The sequence below is a fragment of the Cellulosimicrobium cellulans genome (assembly GCF_006539945.1).
Lineage (GTDB): Bacteria > Actinomycetota > Actinomycetes > Actinomycetales > Cellulomonadaceae > Cellulosimicrobium > Cellulosimicrobium cellulans.
Map to the genome: position 1 here is coordinate 47,721 of NZ_BJNZ01000011.1, position 21,131 is coordinate 68,851.

A 21,131-nucleotide genomic window follows, 5' to 3' on the forward strand; every position below is an offset into this window, starting at 1 on the left:
CCCCGCACCGACGCGACGACCGCTCCCACCCGAGACGAGAGATGTGGAAGACATGAGCAAGCCCTACGCGGACCGCGAGATCTGGTTCCTCACCGGCAGCCAGGACCTGTACGGCGAGGAGACGCTGCGGCAGGTCGCCGAGCAGTCGCAGGAGGTCGCGCGCGCCCTCGACGCGTCACCCGACGTCCCGGCGAACGTCGTCTGGAAGCCCGTCCTCAAGGACGCCGGCTCGATCCGGCGCGCGATGCTCGACGCCAACGCGGACGACCGCGTGCTGGGCGTCGTGACGTGGATGCACACGTTCAGCCCCGCGAAGATGTGGATCGGCGGGCTCGACCAGCTCCGCAAGCCGCTGCTGCACCTGCACACGCAGGCGAACGTCGAGCTGCCGTGGGACACGATCGACTTCGACTTCATGAACCTCAACCAGGCCGCGCACGGCGACCGTGAGTACGCCTACATCGCGACCCGCCTCGGGGTGGCACGCACCACGGTCGTCGGGCACGTGTCGAACCCGGCGGTCACCGCGCGCGTGGGCGCCTGGGTGCGCGGCGCCGCGGGCTGGGCCGCGACGCACGAGCTGCGCCTCGCGCGCTTCGGCGACAACATGCGCAACGTCGCGGTGACCGAGGGCGACAAGACCGAGGCCGAGCTGCGGTTCGGTGTGAGCGTGAACACGTGGGGCGTGAACGACCTCGTGCGCGCGGTCGATGAGGTCTCCGAGGCCGACGTCGACGCGCTCGTCGCGGAGTACGAAGCCCTGTACGACGTGGTCCCCGAGCTGCGCAAGGACGGCGAGCGCCACGCGTCGCTGCGCTACGCGGCCCGGCAGGAGATCGCCCTCGAGACGTTCCTCGAGTCGGTCGGGGCCAAGGCGTTCACGACGAACTTCGAGGACCTCGGCGACCTGCGGCAGCTCCCCGGCATCGCCGTCCAGCGCCTGATGTCCAAGGGCTACGGGTTCGGTGCCGAGGGCGACTGGAAGACCGCCGTCCTCGTGCGCGCCGCGAAGGTCATGGGCGAGGGCCTGCCCGGCGGGGCGTCGCTCATGGAGGACTACACCTACGACCTCACGCCCGGCAGCGAGAAGATCCTCGGCGCGCACATGCTCGAGATCTGCCCCTCGCTCACGACGTCGAAGCCCCGCGTCGAGATCCACCCGCTGGGGATCGGCGGCAAGGAGGACCCCGTCCGCATGGTGTTCGACGCCGACCCGGGCGTCGGCGTCGTCGTGTCCCTCGCGGACATGCGCGACCGGTTCCGCCTCACCGCCAACGTGGTCGACGTCGTCGCGCCCTCCGCCCCGCTGCCGCACCTGCCGGTCGCGCGCGCGGTGTGGGAGCCGCGCCCCGACTTCGCGACGTCGGCCGAGGCGTGGCTGACCGCGGGCGGCGCGCACCACACCGTGCTGTCGACCGCTGCGGGCATCGACGCGTTCGAGGTGTTCGCCGACATCGCGCGGACCGAGCTGCTGGTGATCGACGAGAGCACGACGCGTCGTGGGTTCCGCGACCAGGTGCGGTGGAACCAGGTGTTCTACCGCGTCGCACAGGGCCTCTGACGCCGCGCGGGGGAGCCGTCGGCGCAGGTCCGGGCGCGGCATCGCAGCCGTGACCGAACCGTGACGGGTGGCGGCTTCCCCTCCGCGCGTGTGAGCGCTAACATCGTCTCTCGGGAGGGTGTGAGCGATCACATCCGCAGGTCTGGCGCTCAGCGCCTCGGCAGGCTCCGCGCGGTCGGCACGTCGCAGTGTCGGGCGGTGACCACAACGGTTACCGAACGGTTATGCGGAATGCCGGGTCGGGGCTTGCGGGAGGGGTGCTGACACCGCTAGACATTGACACAAGCAAACATGTATCAACAAGAGTCAACAGCCCGATGGTGGGCTGGCACGACCCGACGACCCTCGGCACGGCGCCGAGGTCGCATCTCAAGGAGGAGAGCATGTTCAGCACGACCAAGGCGCGCACGCGTCTGACGGGTGTCCTCGCCGGCGTGGCGGTCCTCGCGCTCGCGGCGTGCAGCAGCGGGGGCGGCAGCACGGACGGCAGCAGCAACGACGCGGGTGGCGACGGCGGCAGCGGCGACGCGATCGTCGTCGGCTTCTCGCAGGTGGGCGCCGAGTCCGGGTGGCGCGCGGCGAACACCAAGTCCATCCAGGACACGCTCACGGCCGAGAACGGCTTCGACCTCAAGTTCTCCGACGCGCAGCAGAAGCAGGAGAACCAGATCCAGGCGATCCGCTCCTACATCGCGCAGGGCGTGGACGTCATCGCGTTCTCCCCGGTCGTCGAGTCCGGCTGGGACGCGGTGCTCGAGGAGGCCAAGCAGGCCGGGATCCCCGTGATCCTCACGGACCGCGCGGTCGACTCCGAGGACGACACCCTGTACGAGTCGTTCATCGGCTCCGACTTCGTCCTCGAGGGCGAGATGGCCGGCGAGTGGGTCTCCGAGAACGTCGCCACGGAGCCGATCAACGTCGTCGAGCTCCAGGGCACCACCGGCGCCGCTCCCGCGATCGACCGCAAGACCGGGTTCGAGGACGCCACGAAGGACAACCCGAACGTCACGATCATCGACTCCCAGACGGGCAACTTCACGCGCGCCGAGGGCAAGACGGTCATGGAGGGCTTCCTCCAGGCGCACGACGACATCGACCTCGTCTACGCGCACAACGACGACATGGGCCTCGGCGCCATCGAGGCCATCGAGGCCGCGGGCCTCGTCCCGGGCGAGGACATCAAGATCGTCACCGTGGACGCGGTCAAGGACGGCATGCAGGCGCTCGCCGACGGCAAGATCAACTTCATCGTCGAGTGCAACCCGCTCCTCGGCCCGGACCTGGCCGACATCATCAAGAAGGTCGTCGCGGGCGAGGAGGTCGAGAAGCGCATCGTGGTGAAGGACGAGTCCTTCACGCAGGAGCAGGCCATCGAGGCGCTCCCGACGCGCGAGTACTGACCGGCCCCGAGCGGCCGTCCTGGAGCGATCCGGGACGGCCGTTCGCCCGGGGCGGCCGGTCGACGCGGACCGGTCCGCCACCACGGACGGGTCGCGCGCCGGGAGAGCACGTCTCCCCGGCGCGCGGCCGACGCACCACCGCCGGCATGCCGACGTCGCCGGCGTCCTGAGGCGCCCCGGGGCCCGGCAGCCCCGCCGCCACCGCTGCACGGAAGGTCACCCATGACTACCGCCGTCCCCGACGGTCGGCCCGTCGTCGAGATGACCGGGATCTCGATCGAGTTCCCGGGCGTCAAGGCGCTCGACGGAGTCGACCTCACGCTCCGGCCCGGAGAGGTCCACGCCCTCATGGGCGAGAACGGCGCCGGCAAGTCGACGCTCATCAAGGCGCTCACCGGCGTCTACTCGATCGACTCCGGTCGCATCGTCGTCGACGGCGCCGAGCACACGTTCTCCGGCCCGGGCGAGGCCCAGGCAGCCGGCGTCTCGCCGGTGTACCAGGAGGTCAACCTCTGCGAGAACCTCTCGGTCGCCGAGAACATCATGCTCGGTCACGAGCCGCGCCGACTCGGCGCGATCGACTGGCGCACGACCCGTCGCCGCGCGGGCGAGATGCTCGCCCGCCTCAACCTCGACATCGACCCGGCGTCGTCGCTCGCCTCCCACTCGCTCGCCGTGCAGCAGCTCGTCGCGATCTGCCGCGCGCTCGTCGTCGAGTGCAAGGTCCTCATCCTCGACGAGCCGACCTCGAGCCTCGACGCGGACGAGGTCGCCCAGCTCTTCGCCGTCGTGCGCCGACTGCGCGACGAGGGCGTCGCGATCCTGTTCGTCTCGCACTTCCTCGAGCAGGTCTACGAGATCTCCGACCGCATGACGGTCCTGCGCAACGGCAAGCTCGTCGGCGAGTACGTGACCGCCGAGCTCCCGCGGCTCGAGCTCGTCTCCAAGATGATCGGCACCTCGCTCGAGGTGCTCGAGGAGCTCGAGGAGGCGCCCAAGCGCTCGGTGGCCGACCGCGAGGCGACGCCGTTCGTCCAGGCCCTCGGCGTCGGCCGCAAGGGCTCGGTGCAGCCGTTCGACCTCGACGTGTACCCGGGCGAGGTCGTGGGCCTCGCCGGCCTGCTCGGCTCGGGCCGCACGGAGCTCGCGCGCCTGCTCGCCGGCGCGGACCGTGCCGACTCCGGCCAGGTGCGCGTGGGCGGCACGCCCGCGCGTCTGCGCACGCCGCGCAGCGCGATGCAGCGCAAGATCGCGTTCTCCTCGGAGCACCGCAAGGCCGAGGGCATCGTGGGCGACCTGACGATCCGCGAGAACATCGTCCTCGGGCTCCAGGCGGAGCGCGGCTGGGCGCGACGCCTGCCGAAGAAGCAGGTCGACGAGATCGTCGAGACGTACATCAAGGCGCTCGCGATCCGCCCCGGCAACCCGGACGCGCTCATCAAGAACCTCTCGGGCGGCAACCAGCAGAAGGTGCTCCTCGCGCGCTGGCTCGCGACGGCCCCCAAGCTGCTCATCCTCGACGAGCCGACGCGCGGCATCGACGTCGGTGCCAAGGCCGAGATCCAGAAGCTCGTGGCGCAGCTCGCGGGCGAGGGCATGTCGGTCGTGTTCATCTCGGCCGAGCTCGAGGAGGTGCTGCGGCTCAGCCACCGCATCGCCGTCATGCGCGACCGCGTCAAGGTCGCCGAGATCACCAACGACGAGGACGTCACGGTCGAGGACGTCGTCGAGCTCATCGCGAGCGGAGGGCAGGAGTCATGAGCACCACGGCACCCGCCTGGCAGCGCGCCGTCCAGCACCGGCTCTTCTGGCCGATCGTCGCGCTGGTCCTGCTGCTGGCGGTCAACACCATCAACCGGCCGAGCTTCCTGTCGATCCGGCTCCAGGACGGGCACCTGTTCGGCTCGCTCGTCAACCTGCTGAAGAACGGCGCGCCGCTGCTGCTCGTCGCGCTCGGCATGACGCTCGTCATCGCGACGCGGGGCATCGACCTGTCGGTCGGCGCGGTCGTCGCGATCTCCGGCGCCGTCGCGCTGAGCTTCATCGCGTCGTCGCCCTCGCCCGACAGCCTCACGACGGTCCTGGTCGCGGTGGGGATCGCGCTCGCGCTGTCCTTCGTCCTCGGCGTGTGGAACGGCTTCCTGGTCTCGGTCCTCGGGATCCAGCCCATCATCGCGACGCTCGTGCTCATGACCGCGGGCCGCGGCGTCGCGATGCTCATCACGGGCGGCCAGATCACGACGGTCAACAGCGCGCCGTTCAAGGCGATCGGCTCCGGTTTCTGGTTCGGGATCCCCGTGGCAGTCGTGCTCGCGGGCCTGGTGTTCGCCGCGGTCGCGCTGCTCACGCGCCGCACCGCGCTCGGCATGCTCATCGAGTCCGTCGGCATCAACCCGGAGGCGAGCCGCCTCGCGGGCGTCAAGTCCCGCAGCATCATCTGGACCGTGTACGCGGTGTGCGCGCTGTTCGCCGGCCTCGCGGGCCTCATGATCTCGTCGAGCACCATGGCGGCCGACGCGAACAACGCCGGCCTCTTCATCGAGCTCGACGCGATCCTCGCCGTCGTCATCGGCGGCACGTCGCTCGCGGGCGGCAAGTTCTCGCTCTCGGGCACCCTGGTCGGCGTCCTCATCATCCAGACGCTCACGCTGACGGTGACCATGCTCGGCATCTCGCCGTCCGTCACGCCCCTGTTCAAGGCGATCGTCGTCATCGCGGTCTGCCTCGCGCAGTCCCCGAAGGTGCGCGACCTGGTCGCCGCCCGACGACGTCGCGCGGCCCCGACGGCCGCCGCGGCCGCGGAGGTGAGCGCCTGATGTCCGCCGTGCAGACCCCTGCCCCGACCTCGCCCCCCGACCCCCGGGGTGCCGAGACCGCCGCCCCCGGAGGCCCGTCCATGACCGAGCGACTCACGAGCCGCGTCCGCCTCGACCGGCGCTACCTCCCGGTCCTCGGCACGTTCGCGGTGCTCGCGCTCATGCTGGTGGTGGGCGGCAGCCGGTACGAGAACTTCCTCTCGGCCCGCGTCATCTCCAACCTCTTCATCAACAACTCGTTCCTCATCGTGCTCGCGGTCGGGATGACCTTCGTCATCCTCACGGGCGGCATCGACCTCTCGGTCGGCGCGGTCGTGGCGCTCTCGGGCATCACGACGGCGTCCCTGCTCCAGAGCGGGTGGCCCGTCGCCGTCGTGCTGCTCATCTCGGTCCTCATCGGGACCGTCCTCGGCCTCGCGGTCGGGTTGATGGTGCACGTCTTCGACATCCAACCGTTCATCGCGACGCTCGCGGCGATGTTCCTCGCGCGCGGCCTCTGCTACGTGATCTCGCTCCAGTCGATCCCGATCACCGACGAGTCGTTCGTGGCCCTCGCGGGCTGGAGCCAGGAGATCGGCGACGGCTGGCGCGTCACGACCGCGGTCATCATCGCGCTCGTCGTCGTCGCGATCGCCTTCTACGTGCTGCACTACACGCAGTTCGGTCGCACGGTCTACGCGATCGGCGGCGGCGAGCAGTCGGCGATGCTCATGGGCCTGCCCGTCGCGCGCACCAAGGTGCTCGTGTACGTGGTGAGCGGCACGTGCGCCGGCATCGGCGGCCTGCTCTTCGCGATGTTCTCGCGGTCCGGCTACTCGCTCACCGGGGTGGGCATGGAGCTCGACGCGATCGCGGCCGTCGTCATCGGCGGCACGCTGCTCACGGGCGGGACGGGCTTCGTGCTCGGGTCCGTGCTGGGCGTGCTCGTGCTCGGCCTCATCCAGACGATCATCACCTTCGAGGGCACGCTGAGCTCGTGGTGGACCAAGATCGTCATCGGCGTGCTGCTCCTGGTCTTCGTGATCCTGCAGCGCGTGCTGGTCGTCAGGCGGAGGTGAGCCGGCGGTGCCGGGTCCGCCCCGCGACGTCCTCGGACGTCGCGCGGACCCGGCACCGCGGCCGTCTGCCCGGGTGTCTCGCCCGGGTTCACCGGAGCTGGACGGGGGCCGGCACCCCTGGGTCGGCCGGGCATGCGCCCGGCCGGCGGAGTGTCACGACATGTCCCTTGTCGAATGTGAGCGTTCACACTAGGCTCGGCCTCGATCCTGTTAACGCTCACACGCGAGGATGCGTGTCTCTCGACGATGAGAGGAAGCCCATGGATACGTCCCTTCACCCTCCACGACCCAGGACGGCTCGCCGCCGGAGGACGGTCGCGCTCGCGCTCGTGACCGGCCTGGTCGGCACCGTCGCGCTCGCGACGTCGCTGCCCGCCTCGGCCGCGGAGCCAGACCTGCCCGACGGCGCGCGGGTCGACGCGTTCGACGGCTCGGCGCTCGGCGCGGACTGGACCGTCGTCAACCCCGTGCCCGAGGCGCTCGCCGTCTCCGGCGGGGCGCTGCGGCTCACGTCCCAGCCGGGCGACACCTACCAGGACGCGAACAGCGCCAAGAACGTCGTCCTGCTCGACGTGCCCGCCGGCGACTTCACGGTCGTCACCCGGCTCGAGGCGCCGGTCGCGTCCGTCTACCAGGGTGCGGGCCTCATCGCGTGGCAGGACATGGACCACTACGTCCGCTCGGGCCTGACGTTCGTCGGCGACCTGTCGCCCTCGGGCCGCGCGATCGAGAACGACGTCGAGACCGGCGGCGTGTTCTCCGCGGCCGCGTTCACCGACCGCCCGGGTTCCACGGGCGAGACGCTGCGCATGCAGCGCACGGGCGACACGATCGCGACGAGCTTCTGGGACGGTGCCGCGTGGCAGCCCGCGGGCTCCGTGACCGTCGACTTCCCGACCACGCAGGTGGGCCTCTACGCGCTCGCCGCGCAGAACGGCGCGGCGCACACCGCGGCGTTCGACTACGTCGCGCTCCAGACCGCCGAGGGCGCCGACCAGGTGCCCGACGGCGCGTTCACGCTCACGGGCCCGGGTGACGCCCGGTACCTCGTGTCGACCGACGACGGCCTCGCCCTCGACGACGAGCGACCGTCGACGACGGTCGCGCTCGACGCGACGGCGGCCGACGGCGCCGAGGGCACGTCCCCGGTGACGCTCGCCGTCGACGACCGGCCCGTCGTCGTCTCGGGCGCGTCCCGGCTCTCCCTCGGGGCCGCGGGCGACGACGCCACCGCGCTGCGGCTCACCGACGCCGGAGGCGGCACGGTCTGGCTGCGCAGCGCGGCCGACCCCGAGCGGTACGCCGGCGTGCGCGCGTCCGACGGCGCGCTCGTCCTCGGCCCGCGCGACGCGGCCACGAAGCTCACGATCACGCCCGTCACGAGCGCCGACCACGAGATCACCGTGGACCTCGCCGGCGAGCGCACGGAGATGAGCGACGAGCTCTACGGCATCTTCTACGAGGACATCAACTACGCGGCCGACGGCGGGCTGTACGCCGAGCTCGTGCGCAACCGGTCGTTCGAGTTCAACAACCAGGACAACGGGTCGTTCACCGGGCTCACCGCGTGGAGCGCCGCGAACCGCGGCGGCGCGACGGCGACGACGCAGGTCGTGAACGACGCCGGGCGGCTCAACGCGACGAACCGCAACTACCTCGACCTCACGACGACCGCCGCGGGCGCCGGGGTGCGCAACGCCGGGTACAACACCGGCCTGTTCGTCGAGGAGGGGGAGCCGTACGACTTCTCCGTCTGGGCGCGCTCGGCGACCGCGCAGACCGTCACCGTGCGCGTCGAGGACAATGCCGGGACCGCGGTGTACGCGACCGGCCAGGTCGCCGTCGACGGCTCGAACGCCTGGAAGAAGTACGACGTCACGCTCACCGCGACGGGCACGACGAACGCCGGGCGGCTCGCGCTGCTCTCGGGCGCCGCGGGCACGCTCGCGCTCGACCAGGTGTCGCTCTTCCCGCAGGACACGTGGGTCGGACCGGTCAACGGGCCGTCGGTGCTCCGCAAGGACCTCGCCGAGAAGATCGACGCGCTCGACCCGCAGTTCCTGCGGTTCCCCGGCGGCTGCGTGACGAACGTCGGCACGTTCCGCACGTACGAGGAGTCGAGCTTCACCGACCGTCGCCGGACGTACCAGTGGAAGGAGACGATCGGCCCGGTCGAGGAGCGCGCGACCAACTGGAACTTCTGGGGCTACAACCAGTCGTACGGCATCGGGTACCTCGAGTACTTCCTCTTCGCCGAGGACCTCGGCGCGACGCCGCTGCCCGTGGTGTCGGTCGGCGCCAACGGCTGCGGCAGCACGATCCCCGAGATGACGGACCCGGCGCAGATCCAGCGCTGGGTGGACGACACGGTCGACCTCATCGAGTTCGCCAACGGTGACGTCACGACCGAGTGGGGCGCCGTGCGCGCCGAGCTCGGGCACCCCGAGCCGTTCGGCCTGAAGTACATCGGCCTCGGCAACGAGGAGAACACGAAGACGTTCGAGGCCAACTTCCCGGCGTTCCGCGACGCGATCGCGGCCGCCTACCCGGACATCCAGATCATCTCGAACTCCGGTCCGGACGACACGGGCCAGCGCTTCGACGAGCTCTGGGAGTTCAACCGGGAGCAGGACGTCGACCTCGTCGACGAGCACTACTACAACGACCCGCAGTGGTTCCTCGAGAACGACGAGCGCTACGACTCCTACGACCGCGAGGGGCCGCACGTGTTCCTCGGCGAGTACGCGTCGCGCGGCAACACGTTCGCCAACGCGCTCGCGGAGGCGTCGTTCATGACCGGTCTGGAGCGCAACGCCGACGTCGTGCGGCTCGCGTCGTACGCGCCGCTGCTCGCCAACGAGTCGTACGTCCAGTGGTCGCCCGACGCGATCTGGTTCGACAACGACGAGTCCTGGGGCTCGGTGAACTACTACGTCCAGCAGATGTTCTCCGCGAACGCGGGCGACGAGGTCGTGCCCAGCACGCACTCCGGCCCCGCCCCGGCCGACGCGACGCTCGACGGCGGCGTGTTCCTCTCGACGTGGAACACGGCCGCGCAGTACGACAACGTGCGCGTGACCGACAACGCGAGCGGCGACGTGCTCTTCTCGGACGACTTCGAGTCCGGTGCGTCGCAGTGGGAGCCGCAGACCGGGACGTGGGCCGCGCAGGACGGCGCCTACGTGCAGTCGGCGACGAACGTCACCGACGCCCGGTCGATCGTGGCCGGCGCGTACGCGAAGGACTGGTCGAGCTACACGCTCGAGCTCGACGCGCGCAAGACGTCGGGCGCCGAGGGCTTCCTCGTCGGCTTCGCCGCGGGCGGTCCGAACGACTACTACTGGTGGAACCTCGGCGGGTGGAACAACTCGCGCCAGGCCCTCCAGCGCGCGTCGGGCGGGAGCGCCAACGAGGTGAAGGCGGTCGAGAACCACAGCATCGAGGCCGGTCAGCCGTACCACGTCAAGGTCGTCGTCGAGGGCTCGACGATCGAGCTCTACCTCGACGGCGAGCTCCAGATGTCCTACGAGCAGCCGTCGACCAAGTCGCTCTACCAGGTCGTCACGCGGGACGACGACACGGGCGACGTCGTCGTCAAGGTCGTCAACCCCACCGCGGCCGCGGCCCGCACGCAGGTGCACGTCGAGGGTTCGGAGGGCATCGCGTCCGAGGCGACGGTCACGGAGATGGTGGGCGCGCCGTCGGACACGAACACCAAGGCCGACCCCGAGCGGGTCGTCCCGGTGGAGCGGACGCTGACGGGCGTGGGGGAGGAGTTCTCCTACGAGTTCCCCGCGCACTCGATCACGTTCGTCCGGCTGCACGCGTCCGACGCGGCACCCGAGCTCGACCTCGCGGTCGAGGTCTCGCCGCGCTGCCTGGCGGGCAAGGCGTACGTGGCGGTGCGTGCGACGAACGGTGAGGACGTGCCGGTCTCGGTGACGCTCGCGACGCCGTTCGGGCAGAAGGCGTTCGCGGACGTGGCTCCGGGCAAGAGCGCGTACCAGTCGTTCGCGGCGCGCGCGACGTCGGCCCCGGCCGGCACCGCGACGGTCACGGGCACGGCGGTGGTCGACGGCGAGGAGCTCACGACCTCCTACGACGTCGCGTACGACGCGCTCGACTGCGGCTGACGACGAGGTAGAGCCCTGGTCGCCCGAGGTAGAGCTCTGGTACCGCGAGGTAGAGGCGTGGTCATGACCACGCCTCTACCTCGGCGGACCACGCCTCTACCTCGGCGACACAGCGGCTGAGCGGAACTCTTCCCTCGTGGCCGGTCCGGCGGGCCACGAGGGCGCGGCCCGCGCGTCGTGCGCGGGCCGCCCTCGCACCACCGCGCGACGACGTCGTCGCGCGACGCTGCACGACATAGAACGTCCTGACGCACGGGCGACGACGCCCGCGCGCGACCCTGAGGAGCACCGATGCACCCCCGACCGACCGACGGCGTCCGCCGTCGACCCGGCGGCGCGGCCCGGCTGGCGGCCGTGGCGGCCGCCGCCGCGCTCGCCGTGACCGCGTGGGCACCGACCGCCGTCGCGGCCGACGCCCTGCCCGCGCCCGTCCTCGACCTCGCGTTCGACGGCGACGTCGCCGACGCGAGCCCCCTCGCGCACCCCGTGGCCCTGCGCGGCCACACCGGCTCCGCGCCGACCGGCTACTCCTACGTCGACGGTGTCGACGGGACGGGGCGGGCCCTGCGCCTGAGCGGCAGCACCTACCTCGACCTCGGGTCGTCGACCGCGCTGCAGCCCGAGGACCTCACGCTGTCGTTCTGGGTGGAGCCCAGCGGGAAGCTGTCCGGCGAGCACGTGATCACGTGGAACAAGCGGGCCTACAACTCCGACGGCTGGTACCTGTCCTCGGAGTCGGACACGGTGCCGCTCGCGCTGTCGGTGGGCCCGGCGTCGGGTCAGCCCTACAAGGTGCGGGTCGCGAGCTCGGACCGCGCGGCGTTCTTCCCGGCGGACGAGTGGACGCACGTCGTCGTCACGTACGACCACGCGACGAAGGACGTCGCGTTCTACCGCAACGGCGAGCAGGTGCCGTCCACGGTCGCGAACGCCGTCGGCGGCGACGCGACGGGCGTCCTGGGCTCCGACCCGGCGCTGCCCAAGACGATCGGGTTCAACGGTCCGCAGTACAACGGCGCCTACCTCAAGGCCGCGCTCGACGACTATCGGCTGTACGACGCCGTGGCGGACCTGGGCGACGTGGTCGGGCTCTACGAGGAGAGCGGGCGCACGGTCGACCGCGACGCGATCGCCCAGGACGACGCCGACGCGCTGTCGCTGCCCGAGCGCGCGACCGTCGCGCTCGTGCTGCCGACGACGGGTTCGCGCGGCTCGACCGTGTCGTGGCGGTCGTCGCACCCCGAGGTGGTCGCGACCGACGGGACCGTGGTCCGGCCGGCGATCGGGGAGGACGACGCGCACGTCACGCTCACCGCGACCGTGCGCTACCTCGACGGTGAGCCGGTGACGCGCGACCTCGAGGTCGTCGTGCCCGCCCTCGTCGACGAGACGCCGCTCGAGGACACGGCGCTGCCGTCCGTGCTGCTCTCCGACGACTTCCTCCAGAACGCCGCCGCGAAGGAGCACGAGTACCTGCTGAGCCTGGACTCCGAGACGTTCCTCTACGAGTTCTACAAGGTCGGCGGGCTCACCCCGACCACCTCCGCCGGGTACGGCGGCTGGGAGCGCAGCAACGCCGTGAACTTCCGCGGCCACGCGTTCGGGCACTACCTGTCGGCGCTCGCGATGTCGTGGTCGTCGACGCAGGACCAGGCGACGAAGGAGGCGCTGTTCACCGAGATCGAGGAGGGCGTGGGCGGGCTCGCGCGCGTGCAGGACGCGTACGCCGCCGCGCACCCCGGCTCGGCCGGGTACGTCTCCGCGTTCCGCGAGTCGATCCTCGACCAGGTGCAGGGCACCGGGACGTCGGACGAGAACGTCATCGTGCCCTGGTACAACCTGCACAAGGTGCTCGCCGGTCTGCTCGACGTCGCCGAGTACGTCGACGGCCCCGTCGGGGACCAGGCGCTCGCCGTCGCGACCGGGTTCGGGCTCTACGTCCAGGGGCGCGTGGCGAAGCTCCCGAGCACGGACGTCATGCTCCGCACCGAGTACGGCGGCATGAACGAGGCGCTGTACGAGCTGTTCGACCTCACGGGCGACGTCCGGATCAAGGAGGCGGCCGAGGCGTTCGACGAGGTGACGTTCTTCCGCCAGCTCGCCGCGGGCCAGGACGTGCTGCCGGGCAAGCACGCCAACACCCAGATCCCCAAGCTGCTCGGCGCGCTCAAGCGCCACCAGGTGTTCACGCAGAACCCGGAGTACTACGACCTGCTCACGCCCGCCGAGAAGGACGAGCTGCCGATGTACCTCGCGGCGGCGGAGAACTTCTTCGACATCGTGGTGCGCGACCACACGTACGTCACCGGCGCGAACAGCCAAGCGGAGCACTTCCACGCACCCGGCTCGCTGCACGAGCGCGCCGACGAGCAGGGCACGGCGCGCAACGCCGAGACGGCCGAGACGTGCAACGAGTACAACATGCTCAAGCTCGCGCGCGAGCTCTTCACGCTGAGCAAGGACGTGCGGTACGCCGACTACTACGAGAACGCGTTCATCAACACGATCCTCGCGTCGCAGAACCCCGAGACCGGGACGACGACGTACTTCAACCCCATGGCGTCGGGCTACCACCGCGTGTACAACCTGCCGTTCACCGAGTTCTGGTGCTGCACCGGCACGGGCATGGAGAGCTTCTCCAAGCTCGGCGACTCGATCTACTTCACCGGACAGGGTTCGGTGTGGGTCAACATGTTCTTCTCCTCGACGGTCGAGCACGCGGAGCAGAACCTGCGGCTCACGCAGGAGGCGAACCTGCCGAACGAGGACACCGTCACGTTCCGCGTCGACGCGCTCGACGGCGGCGCGGTCGCGCAGGACGCGACGCTGCGGCTGCGCGTGCCGTCGTGGATCGCGGGCGACCCGACCCTGGAGGTGAACGGCGCCGCCGTCGAGCCGGACGTCTCCCGCGGGTACGTGGTGCTGCCCGTCGCCGCGGGCGACGTCGTCCGGTACACGATGCCGATGGCCGCGTCCGTCGTCGACACCCCGGACAACCCGTACTTCGTGGCCTTCCGGTACGGGCCGGTCGTCCTCTCCGCGAACCTCGGCGAGGTCCCCGAGCCGGCGTGGCAGGGCACGGGCATCCTGGTCCGCTCCTCCACGCGCGACGCCGACGCCCAGACGACGATCACGGCGGCGAACATGGGCGCCGACGAGTGGAAGGAGCGGATCGCGGAGAACCTCGTCCGCGTCGAGGACGACGCCGAGGGCCGGGTGCAGCTCGAGCTGCGGAACACCGCCGACGGCGGCGACCTCGTCTTCACGCCCCACCACACCAACTGGGACGTGACGTACGGGCTCTACCTCAACCTCGACGAGCCGGACTCGGCCGCTTCCCAGGAGCGCATCCTGCGCGCCAAGCAGGAGCTGCGCGACGCCGACCGCACCGTCGACAGCCTCACGAGCTTCGACAACAACAACTTCGAGAACGCGAAGAACCTCAAGCAGAGCGGGTCGTCGGTCGGGACGTTCTCCGGCCGTCAGTTCCGCCACGCCAACGGCACGGGCTGGTTCAGCTACGACCTCATGGTCGACCCGGCCTCGGCGTCGAACCACCTGGGCGTCACGCTCTACTCGGGTGACCAGGGTCGCGTCTTCGACGTGTACGTCAACGACGAGAAGCTGAAGACCATCACCACGGTCGCGAACGCCCCGACCAAGGACGAGCAGGGGTTCTACGTCGACACGACGCAGCTCCCGGCCAAGTACCTCGAGATCGGCGAGGGCACGCGCTGGAAGGTCGACAGCGCGGGGGAGCACGTGCTCGACGAGGACGGCGAGCGCATCCCCGTGGTCACCGTCCGCTTCCAGGCGCTGGGCGGCTGGGCCGGAGGCGTGTTCGGCGTCCGGGTCGACCGCGCGGCGTCGTACGACGCGACGCCCGGGCTCGCGGCGCTCGCGTTCGACACCGGATCGCTCGCCCCTGCGTTCGACCCGGCGGTGACGGACTACACCCTCACCGTCCCCGCGGGCACGACGACCGTCATGCTCGACGCCGACCCGCACGTGCCCAGCGGCCTCGTGCGCGTCGACGGCGTGCTGGTCGACGACACGCAGGGCCGCACCGTCTCCCTCCCCGCGGACGGGAGCGCCCGGACCGTGGAGGTCGTCGGCGTCGCGCAGGACCACGAGACGGCCACGACCTACCGGGTCGAGATCGTGCCGGGCACCACGGCCGTCGTCCCGCTCGACGTCGAGGTCTCCCCGCGGTGCCTCGCGGGCAAGGTCTACGTGGCCGTGCGGGCGACGAACACGGGTGACGTGCCCGCGGACGTCACCCTCACGACACCGTTCGGGGAGAGGTCGTTCGCGGCCGTCGCCCCGGGCGCGAACGCCTACCAGTCGTTCGCGTCGCGCGCGACGTCGGTGCCCGCGGGCGCCGTGACCGTCACCGGTACGGCGGCGCTCGACGGAGTGCCCGTCACCACGGCGTACGACGTCGCCGTCGACGCCCGCACCTGCGCCTAGCACCGTAGCTCGCCGGGGGGAGCGTCAGGGCTCGCCGAGGGAGTGCCGGGGTCGTGGCCCGGGCTCCCTCGGCGAACCGGGACGCCACCCGGCGGCCGGGAGTCGATATCGGTATCGAGATCGATCCCCCAAGATCCGGCACGACCTCGACGAGGAGGAACGAGATGAGCAGACAGGTGAGGACCGCGGTCGCCGCGGCGCTGGCGGGGGTGCTCGCGCTCGGCGCGAGCACGACGTCCGCGGCGGTGGCGGACGAGTCGAACGACACACCGGGAGGAGCGAGCACGATCACCGGGCTGACCACCACCGACCGCGGTGACGGGACGTACGGCGTCCCGCTGCTGGGCAGCGACGTCCCCGACATCTCGGTCGCGCGTGTCCCCGCGGCCGAGAGCGACGAGGGACGCGACGTCTACTACATGATCAGCACCACGATGCACCTCGCCCCCGGTGCCCCGATCATGAAGTCCTACGACCTCGTGAGCTGGGAGATCGTCGGGTACGTCTACGACCGGCTCGGCGTCGGCGACGTGTCGTCGCTGCGCAACGGGAAGAACGGCTACGGCAACGGACAGTGGGCGTCGTCGCTCCGCTACCGCGACGGCACGTTCTACGTGGTGTTCAACACCAACGACCTCGGGGGGTCGTACCTCTTCCGCACGGACGACGTCGAGCACGGCGCGTGGGAGCGCACCGCGCTCGGCCGGGGGTTCCACGACCCGTCGCTGTTCTTCGACGAGGCCGACGGGGGGACGCCCTACATCTTCTACGGCTCGGGCGCGACGAGCGCCGTCCGGCTGAACGACGACCTCACCGCGATCGAGGCCGACTTCCCGAACATCTTCCGCGCCGCGGACTACGCCGGCGAGGCGTTCATCGGGGGGCTGTTCGAGGGCGCGCAGGTGCACTACATCGACGGCGAGTACTACGTCGCGATCATCACGTGGCCCAGCGGCCAGAACCGGCAGGAGGTGCTGTTCCGCTCGCCGCACCTGCTGGGTCGCTACGAGACCGCCGACGGGTCGAACCCGTACGAGGCGCGCAGCGCGCTGAACTCGGACGGCTTCGCCCAGGGCGGGCTGGTCGAGGTGCCGGACGGCGCGGGCGGCTACGAGTGGTGGGGGATGTTCTTCCGCGACACCTACCCCCTCGGCCGCATCCCCGCGCTCATCCCCGCGACGTGGGAGGACGGCTGGCCGACGTTCGGCGACGACGGCGTCGTCCGCGTCGGCGACACGTTCGCCAAGCCGATCCTGCTCGACGAGGCGACCGAGCGCCGGGAGCGGCTGAAGAGCATCGTCGCCTCCGACGACTTCGCGAACGACGCCGAGCACCGCGCCTTCAGCGACACCGTCTGGGAGGTCCCCGACGCGCCCACGTACGACGAGTCCCTGCTCGGTGTCGAGCTCGTCGCCAACCCCGGGTTCGAGGACGCCGGGACCGCGCCGTGGGCCGCGCAGTTCGGGGCGACGCTGTCGCGCGAGACGAGCGGCGCCGCATCGGGCACGGGCGCGCTGCGCGTCGCGGACCGCACGCTCAACGGCTCGGGCCCGAACCAGCAGCTCGGCGGGAAGGTCCAGGCCGGCGTGACCTACGAGGTCTCGGCCCGGGTCCGCTACGCCACCGGGCCGGCGCAGGTCCGCTTCAACCTCGTCGGCGACTGGGGCGCGGGCGTCACCACGCTCGCGTGGGCGAACGCCACGCCGGGGGAGTGGACGACCGTGCGGGGCACCTACACCGTCCCGCAGGACGCCGACGTCCGGACCTTCAAGCTCGCGGTCGAGACCCCGTGGGGCAACCCGCAGCCGCCGTCGTCGAGCGTCGAGTACCTGCTCGACGACGTCTCCGTGGTCGGCCGCGCGCCGGACCTCGAGACGCCCACGCTCGAGGAGGTGTCGTACAACGGCTCGGACCTCGACCTCGCCTGGCAGTGGAACCACGCGCCGGACAACCGGTACTGGTCGCTCACGGAGCGCGACGGCTGGCTGCGCCTGACCAACGGGCACGTCGTGACCGGCGAGGCGGAGTACACCAAGGCGCCCGGGCGCGACCTCACCTACCTGGAGGAGGCGCGCAACACGCTCGGCCAGCGCACGTTCGGGCCGACGGCCTCCGCGGAGACCCGCCTCGACGTGTCCGGGATGCTCGACGGCGACGTCGCCGGCCTCGCCGTCTACGGCCGCAGCTTCGCGTACGCGGGTGTCCAGCAGGTCGACGGCGAGCGCACGCTCGGCCTCGTCACGCGGCTCCAGCCGTTCACGGACACGATCGACCGCGAGGCGGTCGAGTCGTTCGTCCCCGGGTCGCAGGTCGCGCTGGGCGAGCGCACGGACGTGCACCTCAAGGCGGACGCCGACTTCGCCTCGCCGAACGGCCAGCTCTGGGTGCAGTACTCGTACAGCCTCGACGGGCGCACGTGGGAGCCGCTCGGGCCGCGCCAGGGGCCGCTCGTCATGGACTGGAGCCTGTCCCACTTCATGGGCTACCGGTTCGGCCTCTTCTCCTACGCGAAGGAGCAGACCGGCGGGCACGTCGACTTCGACCACTTCCTCCTGAGCGACGTGCTCGACGCCGACGGCGGCGCCGACCGGACGGCGCTCGACGCCGTCGTCGCCGAGGCGGAGGGGCTCGACCCGGCGGGCTGGACGCCGGGCTCGTGGGCCGCCGTCGAGCAGGCTCTCGCCTGGGCGCGGTCGACGACCGCGCCGTCGACGCAGAACCAGGCCGACGCCCCCGCGCGGGCGCTCGCCCTCGCCGTCGCGTCGCTGGAGTCGACGACGTCCCCGGACGTCGCGTTCGCGGCGGAGGCGACCCTGCGCGCGATCGCCGGAAGGGACTACGTCGCCGTGCGCGTGGTGAACGAGGAGGACGTCCCGGTGGACGTCGTCGTGAGCACCCCGTACGGCAGCCGGACGTTTGCCGGCGTGCAGCCTGGCGCGAACGCGTACCAGGCGTTCGCGAGCCGGCTCGCGGAGGCCCCGGCCGGCGAGGTCACCGTCACCGTCACGCGCTCGACCGACGCGGTGACGACGACCCGCGCGGTGCCGTTCGGCCGCTGACCCCGCCCGACCCGGCGGGCCGCCCCGGCCGCCCGCCGGGTCGGCGCGAGAGGAGGGAGGACGCAGGGCGACGGCGGAGGGTCCGCCGTCGGGCACGACCGTCCGCGAGACGCGCGGACGCGCAGGACACCCACATCGATCGAGGAGGATCCATGGACACGCACCACCGCAGACGACGTCGCCTGCGCGGCGCCGTCGCCGGGGCCGCGCTCGCGACGCTGCTCTCCGCGTCGCTCGCCGCGCTGCCGTCGTACGCCGCGGACGAGGAGCTGGTCGTCAACGGCGGCTTCGAGGACGGCACGACCGGCTGGTTCGTCAACAACGGCAACGCGACCGACCAGGCCGTGCTGTCGACCACCGACCAGGCGTTCGCGGGCGAGGCCGCGGCCCTGACCACCGAGCGCGCGACGACCGGCTCCGGTCCGATGCAGGACCTCAGCGGCAAGGTCCGCGCGGGCGAGACGTACGAGCTCACCGCGAAGATCCGGTACGACGCCGCCGCGGCCCCGGCCACCAAGCAGTTCTTCGCCACGATGCACTACGGCGGCGGGACGTACACGAACCTGGTGAGCGTCACCGCGACCAAGGGCCAGTGGGCGACGTTCGACGGCCGGTTCACGATCCCGGCCGACCAGAACGTCGGCACCGCGCGGCTGTTCTTCGAGACGCCGTGGACGAGCAACCCGTCCGCCGACCCGGCGACGCACCTCATGGACTTCGTGCTCGACGACGTCTCCGTCGTCGGCGCGGCCCCGCCCGGGCCGCCCTCGAAGACGATCGAGGTGCTCGGCAAGCTCCCCGGCGAGCACAACCCGCTCATCTCCCACAAGTTCGGGGCCGACGGGTTCGGGTTCGTCGAGGACGGGCGCGTGTACATGTACATGACGAACGACACCCAGGGCTACGCGCCCGACCCGGTGACGGGCGTCTCGCCGCAGATCAACTACGGCAGCATCAACCAGATCACGCTCATCTCGTCCGAGGACCTCGTGAACTGGACGGACCACGGCGAGATCCAGGTCGCAGGACCGCAGGGCGTCGCACCCTTCACCAACAACTCGTGGGCGCCGGGCATGGCGAAGAAGACGGTCGACGGCGTCGACAAGTACTTCCTCTACTACGCCAACGGAGGCGGGTCGTCGAACGTCATCACGGGCGCCTCGCCGCTCGGGCCGTGGACGAGCGAGCGCGACAGCACGCTCATCGACGGGCGCACCCCGGGCGCCGAGGCCGTGGCCTGGAAGTTCGACCCGGCACCGCTCGTCACCGACGACGGCGCGTACCTCTACTTCGGCGGCGGCCCGGCGTCGACGTCGATGCCCGCGGCGGAGCGGTTCAACAACCCGAAGAACATCCGCGTCATCGAGCTCGGCGACGACATGGTCTCGACGCAGGGCACGGCGGCCGTCGTGGACGCACCCGTGGCGTTCGAGGCGGCGCAGGTCTTCGAGCGCGACGGCAAGTACTACCTGTCGTACTCGTCGCACTTCGGCGGCAACGACTTCGGCGGCAACCAGGTCACGCTCCCGGGGTACCCGGGCGGCGGGCAGATCGGCTACATGATCTCCGACGACCCGATGTCGTTCCCCAAGGAGACGTACGCCGGCGTGATGTTCCCGAACCAGTCGCAGTTCTTCGGGGCGGGCACGGGCGGCAACAACCACCAGTCGGTGTTCGAGCTGGACGGCAAGTACTACTTCACGTACCACGCGCCCACGCTCAACAAGCGCATCAACGGCAGCACCACGCAGGGCTACCGCAGCCCGCACATCCAGGAGCTGACGTTCAACGCGGACGGGACGGTCCAGCAGGTGGTCGGCGACTACGCGGGCGTGGACCAGGTCAAGGACCTCGACCCGTTCCAGGTGCTCGAGGCGGAGACGTTCGCGTGGCAGCAGGGCCTCACCACCGCGAAGGTCGACGGCGGCTCGGCGCAGTTCGGCGCGCAGGCGCCGAACCTCGTCGTCCGCGACGTCGACGCCGGCGACTGGTCGGCGCTGTCCTCGGTCGACTTCGGCGACGGTGCCGCGAGCGTCACGGCGCGCGTCAAGCCGCTCGTCGAGGGCGCCACGGTCGAGGTGCGCCTCGACGACCGCGAGGGTGCCGTCGTCGGCACGCTCGACCTCGACACCCCCGTGGGCGAGTGGGCGGACGTGAGCGCCGCCCTCGAGGGCGTGAGCGGTGTCCACGACGTGTACTTCACGTTCGCCGGCCCCGCGGGCGTCGACCTCGTCGAGGTGGACACGTGGGAGTTCGCGGCCGACGCCGCCGGCCCGGTCGTCGAGCTCGACGTGACCGCGTCGGCGCGCTGCCTCGCGGGCAAGGCCTACGTGGCGGTGCGCGCGACGAACCTCGCCGACGTCGCGGCCGACGTCGAGCTCGTCACCCCGTTCGGCACGCGCGTCGTGCGCGACGTCGCGCCAGGGGCGAACGCGTACCAGTCGTTCGCCACGCGGTCCGCGTCGCTCGCGGCCGGGGTCGCGACCGCCACGGGCACGGCGGTGCTCGACGGCGCGGCGGTCGAGACCGCGCACGAGGCCGCCTACGGCGACCTCTCCTGCGGCTGACGCCGGAGGACCTGCACGACCGACGGCGGCCCGCACCACACCCGGTGGTGCGGGCCGCCGTCCGCGC

Annotated in this window: 9 protein-coding genes; all 9 read left to right on the plus strand. The window is 71.3% G+C overall.

Going from position 1 to position 21,131, the window contains the following annotated elements:
* The first annotated feature begins 52 nt into the window (after positions 1-52).
* The 9 genes from araA to CCE02nite_RS10335 all read left to right on the plus strand — a co-directional run bounded on the left by araA (position 53) and on the right by CCE02nite_RS10335 (position 21,064).
* On the plus strand, positions 53-1,561 hold the full coding sequence (gene araA / locus CCE02nite_RS10295) for an L-arabinose isomerase (protein ID WP_141389560.1): 1,509 nt from the start codon (positions 53-55) through the stop codon (positions 1,559-1,561).
* A gap of 383 nt (positions 1,562-1,944) precedes the next feature.
* Positions 1,945-2,961, plus strand: coding sequence for an ABC transporter substrate-binding protein (locus CCE02nite_RS10300; RefSeq protein WP_141389561.1), 1,017 nt, complete (start codon positions 1,945-1,947; stop codon positions 2,959-2,961).
* Between the two features lie 222 nt (positions 2,962-3,183).
* On the plus strand, positions 3,184-4,722 hold the full coding sequence (locus CCE02nite_RS10305; RefSeq protein ID WP_141389562.1) for a sugar ABC transporter ATP-binding protein: 1,539 nt from the start codon (positions 3,184-3,186) through the stop codon (positions 4,720-4,722).
* On the plus strand, positions 4,719-5,777 hold the full coding sequence (locus CCE02nite_RS10310) for an ABC transporter permease (protein WP_141389563.1): 1,059 nt from the start codon (positions 4,719-4,721) through the stop codon (positions 5,775-5,777). The genes CCE02nite_RS10305 and CCE02nite_RS10310 overlap by 4 nt, the downstream gene beginning before the upstream one ends.
* Positions 5,778-5,857: 80 nt before the next feature.
* Positions 5,858-6,835: a galactofuranose ABC transporter, permease protein YjfF gene (gene yjfF / locus CCE02nite_RS10315; protein ID WP_141389564.1), complete on the plus strand. Its 978-nt coding sequence runs from the start codon at positions 5,858-5,860 to the stop codon at positions 6,833-6,835.
* Positions 6,836-7,164: 329 nt separating this feature from the next.
* Positions 7,165-10,968: an alpha-L-arabinofuranosidase family protein gene (locus CCE02nite_RS10320; protein ID WP_170227285.1), complete on the plus strand. Its 3,804-nt coding sequence runs from the start codon at positions 7,165-7,167 to the stop codon at positions 10,966-10,968.
* 291 nt (positions 10,969-11,259) lie between these two features.
* Positions 11,260-15,438: a beta-L-arabinofuranosidase domain-containing protein gene (locus CCE02nite_RS10325; protein WP_141389566.1), complete on the plus strand. Its 4,179-nt coding sequence runs from the start codon at positions 11,260-11,262 to the stop codon at positions 15,436-15,438.
* 164 nt (positions 15,439-15,602) lie between these two features.
* Positions 15,603-18,497, plus strand: a complete 2,895-nt coding sequence (locus tag CCE02nite_RS10330; protein WP_141389567.1) for a beta-xylosidase family glycoside hydrolase — start codon at positions 15,603-15,605, stop codon at positions 18,495-18,497.
* A gap of 152 nt (positions 18,498-18,649) precedes the next feature.
* Entirely contained in the window at positions 18,650-21,064 is a 2,415-nt protein-coding gene (locus CCE02nite_RS10335) for a family 43 glycosylhydrolase (RefSeq protein WP_141389568.1), read from the plus strand.
* Positions 21,065-21,131 lie beyond the last annotated feature (67 nt).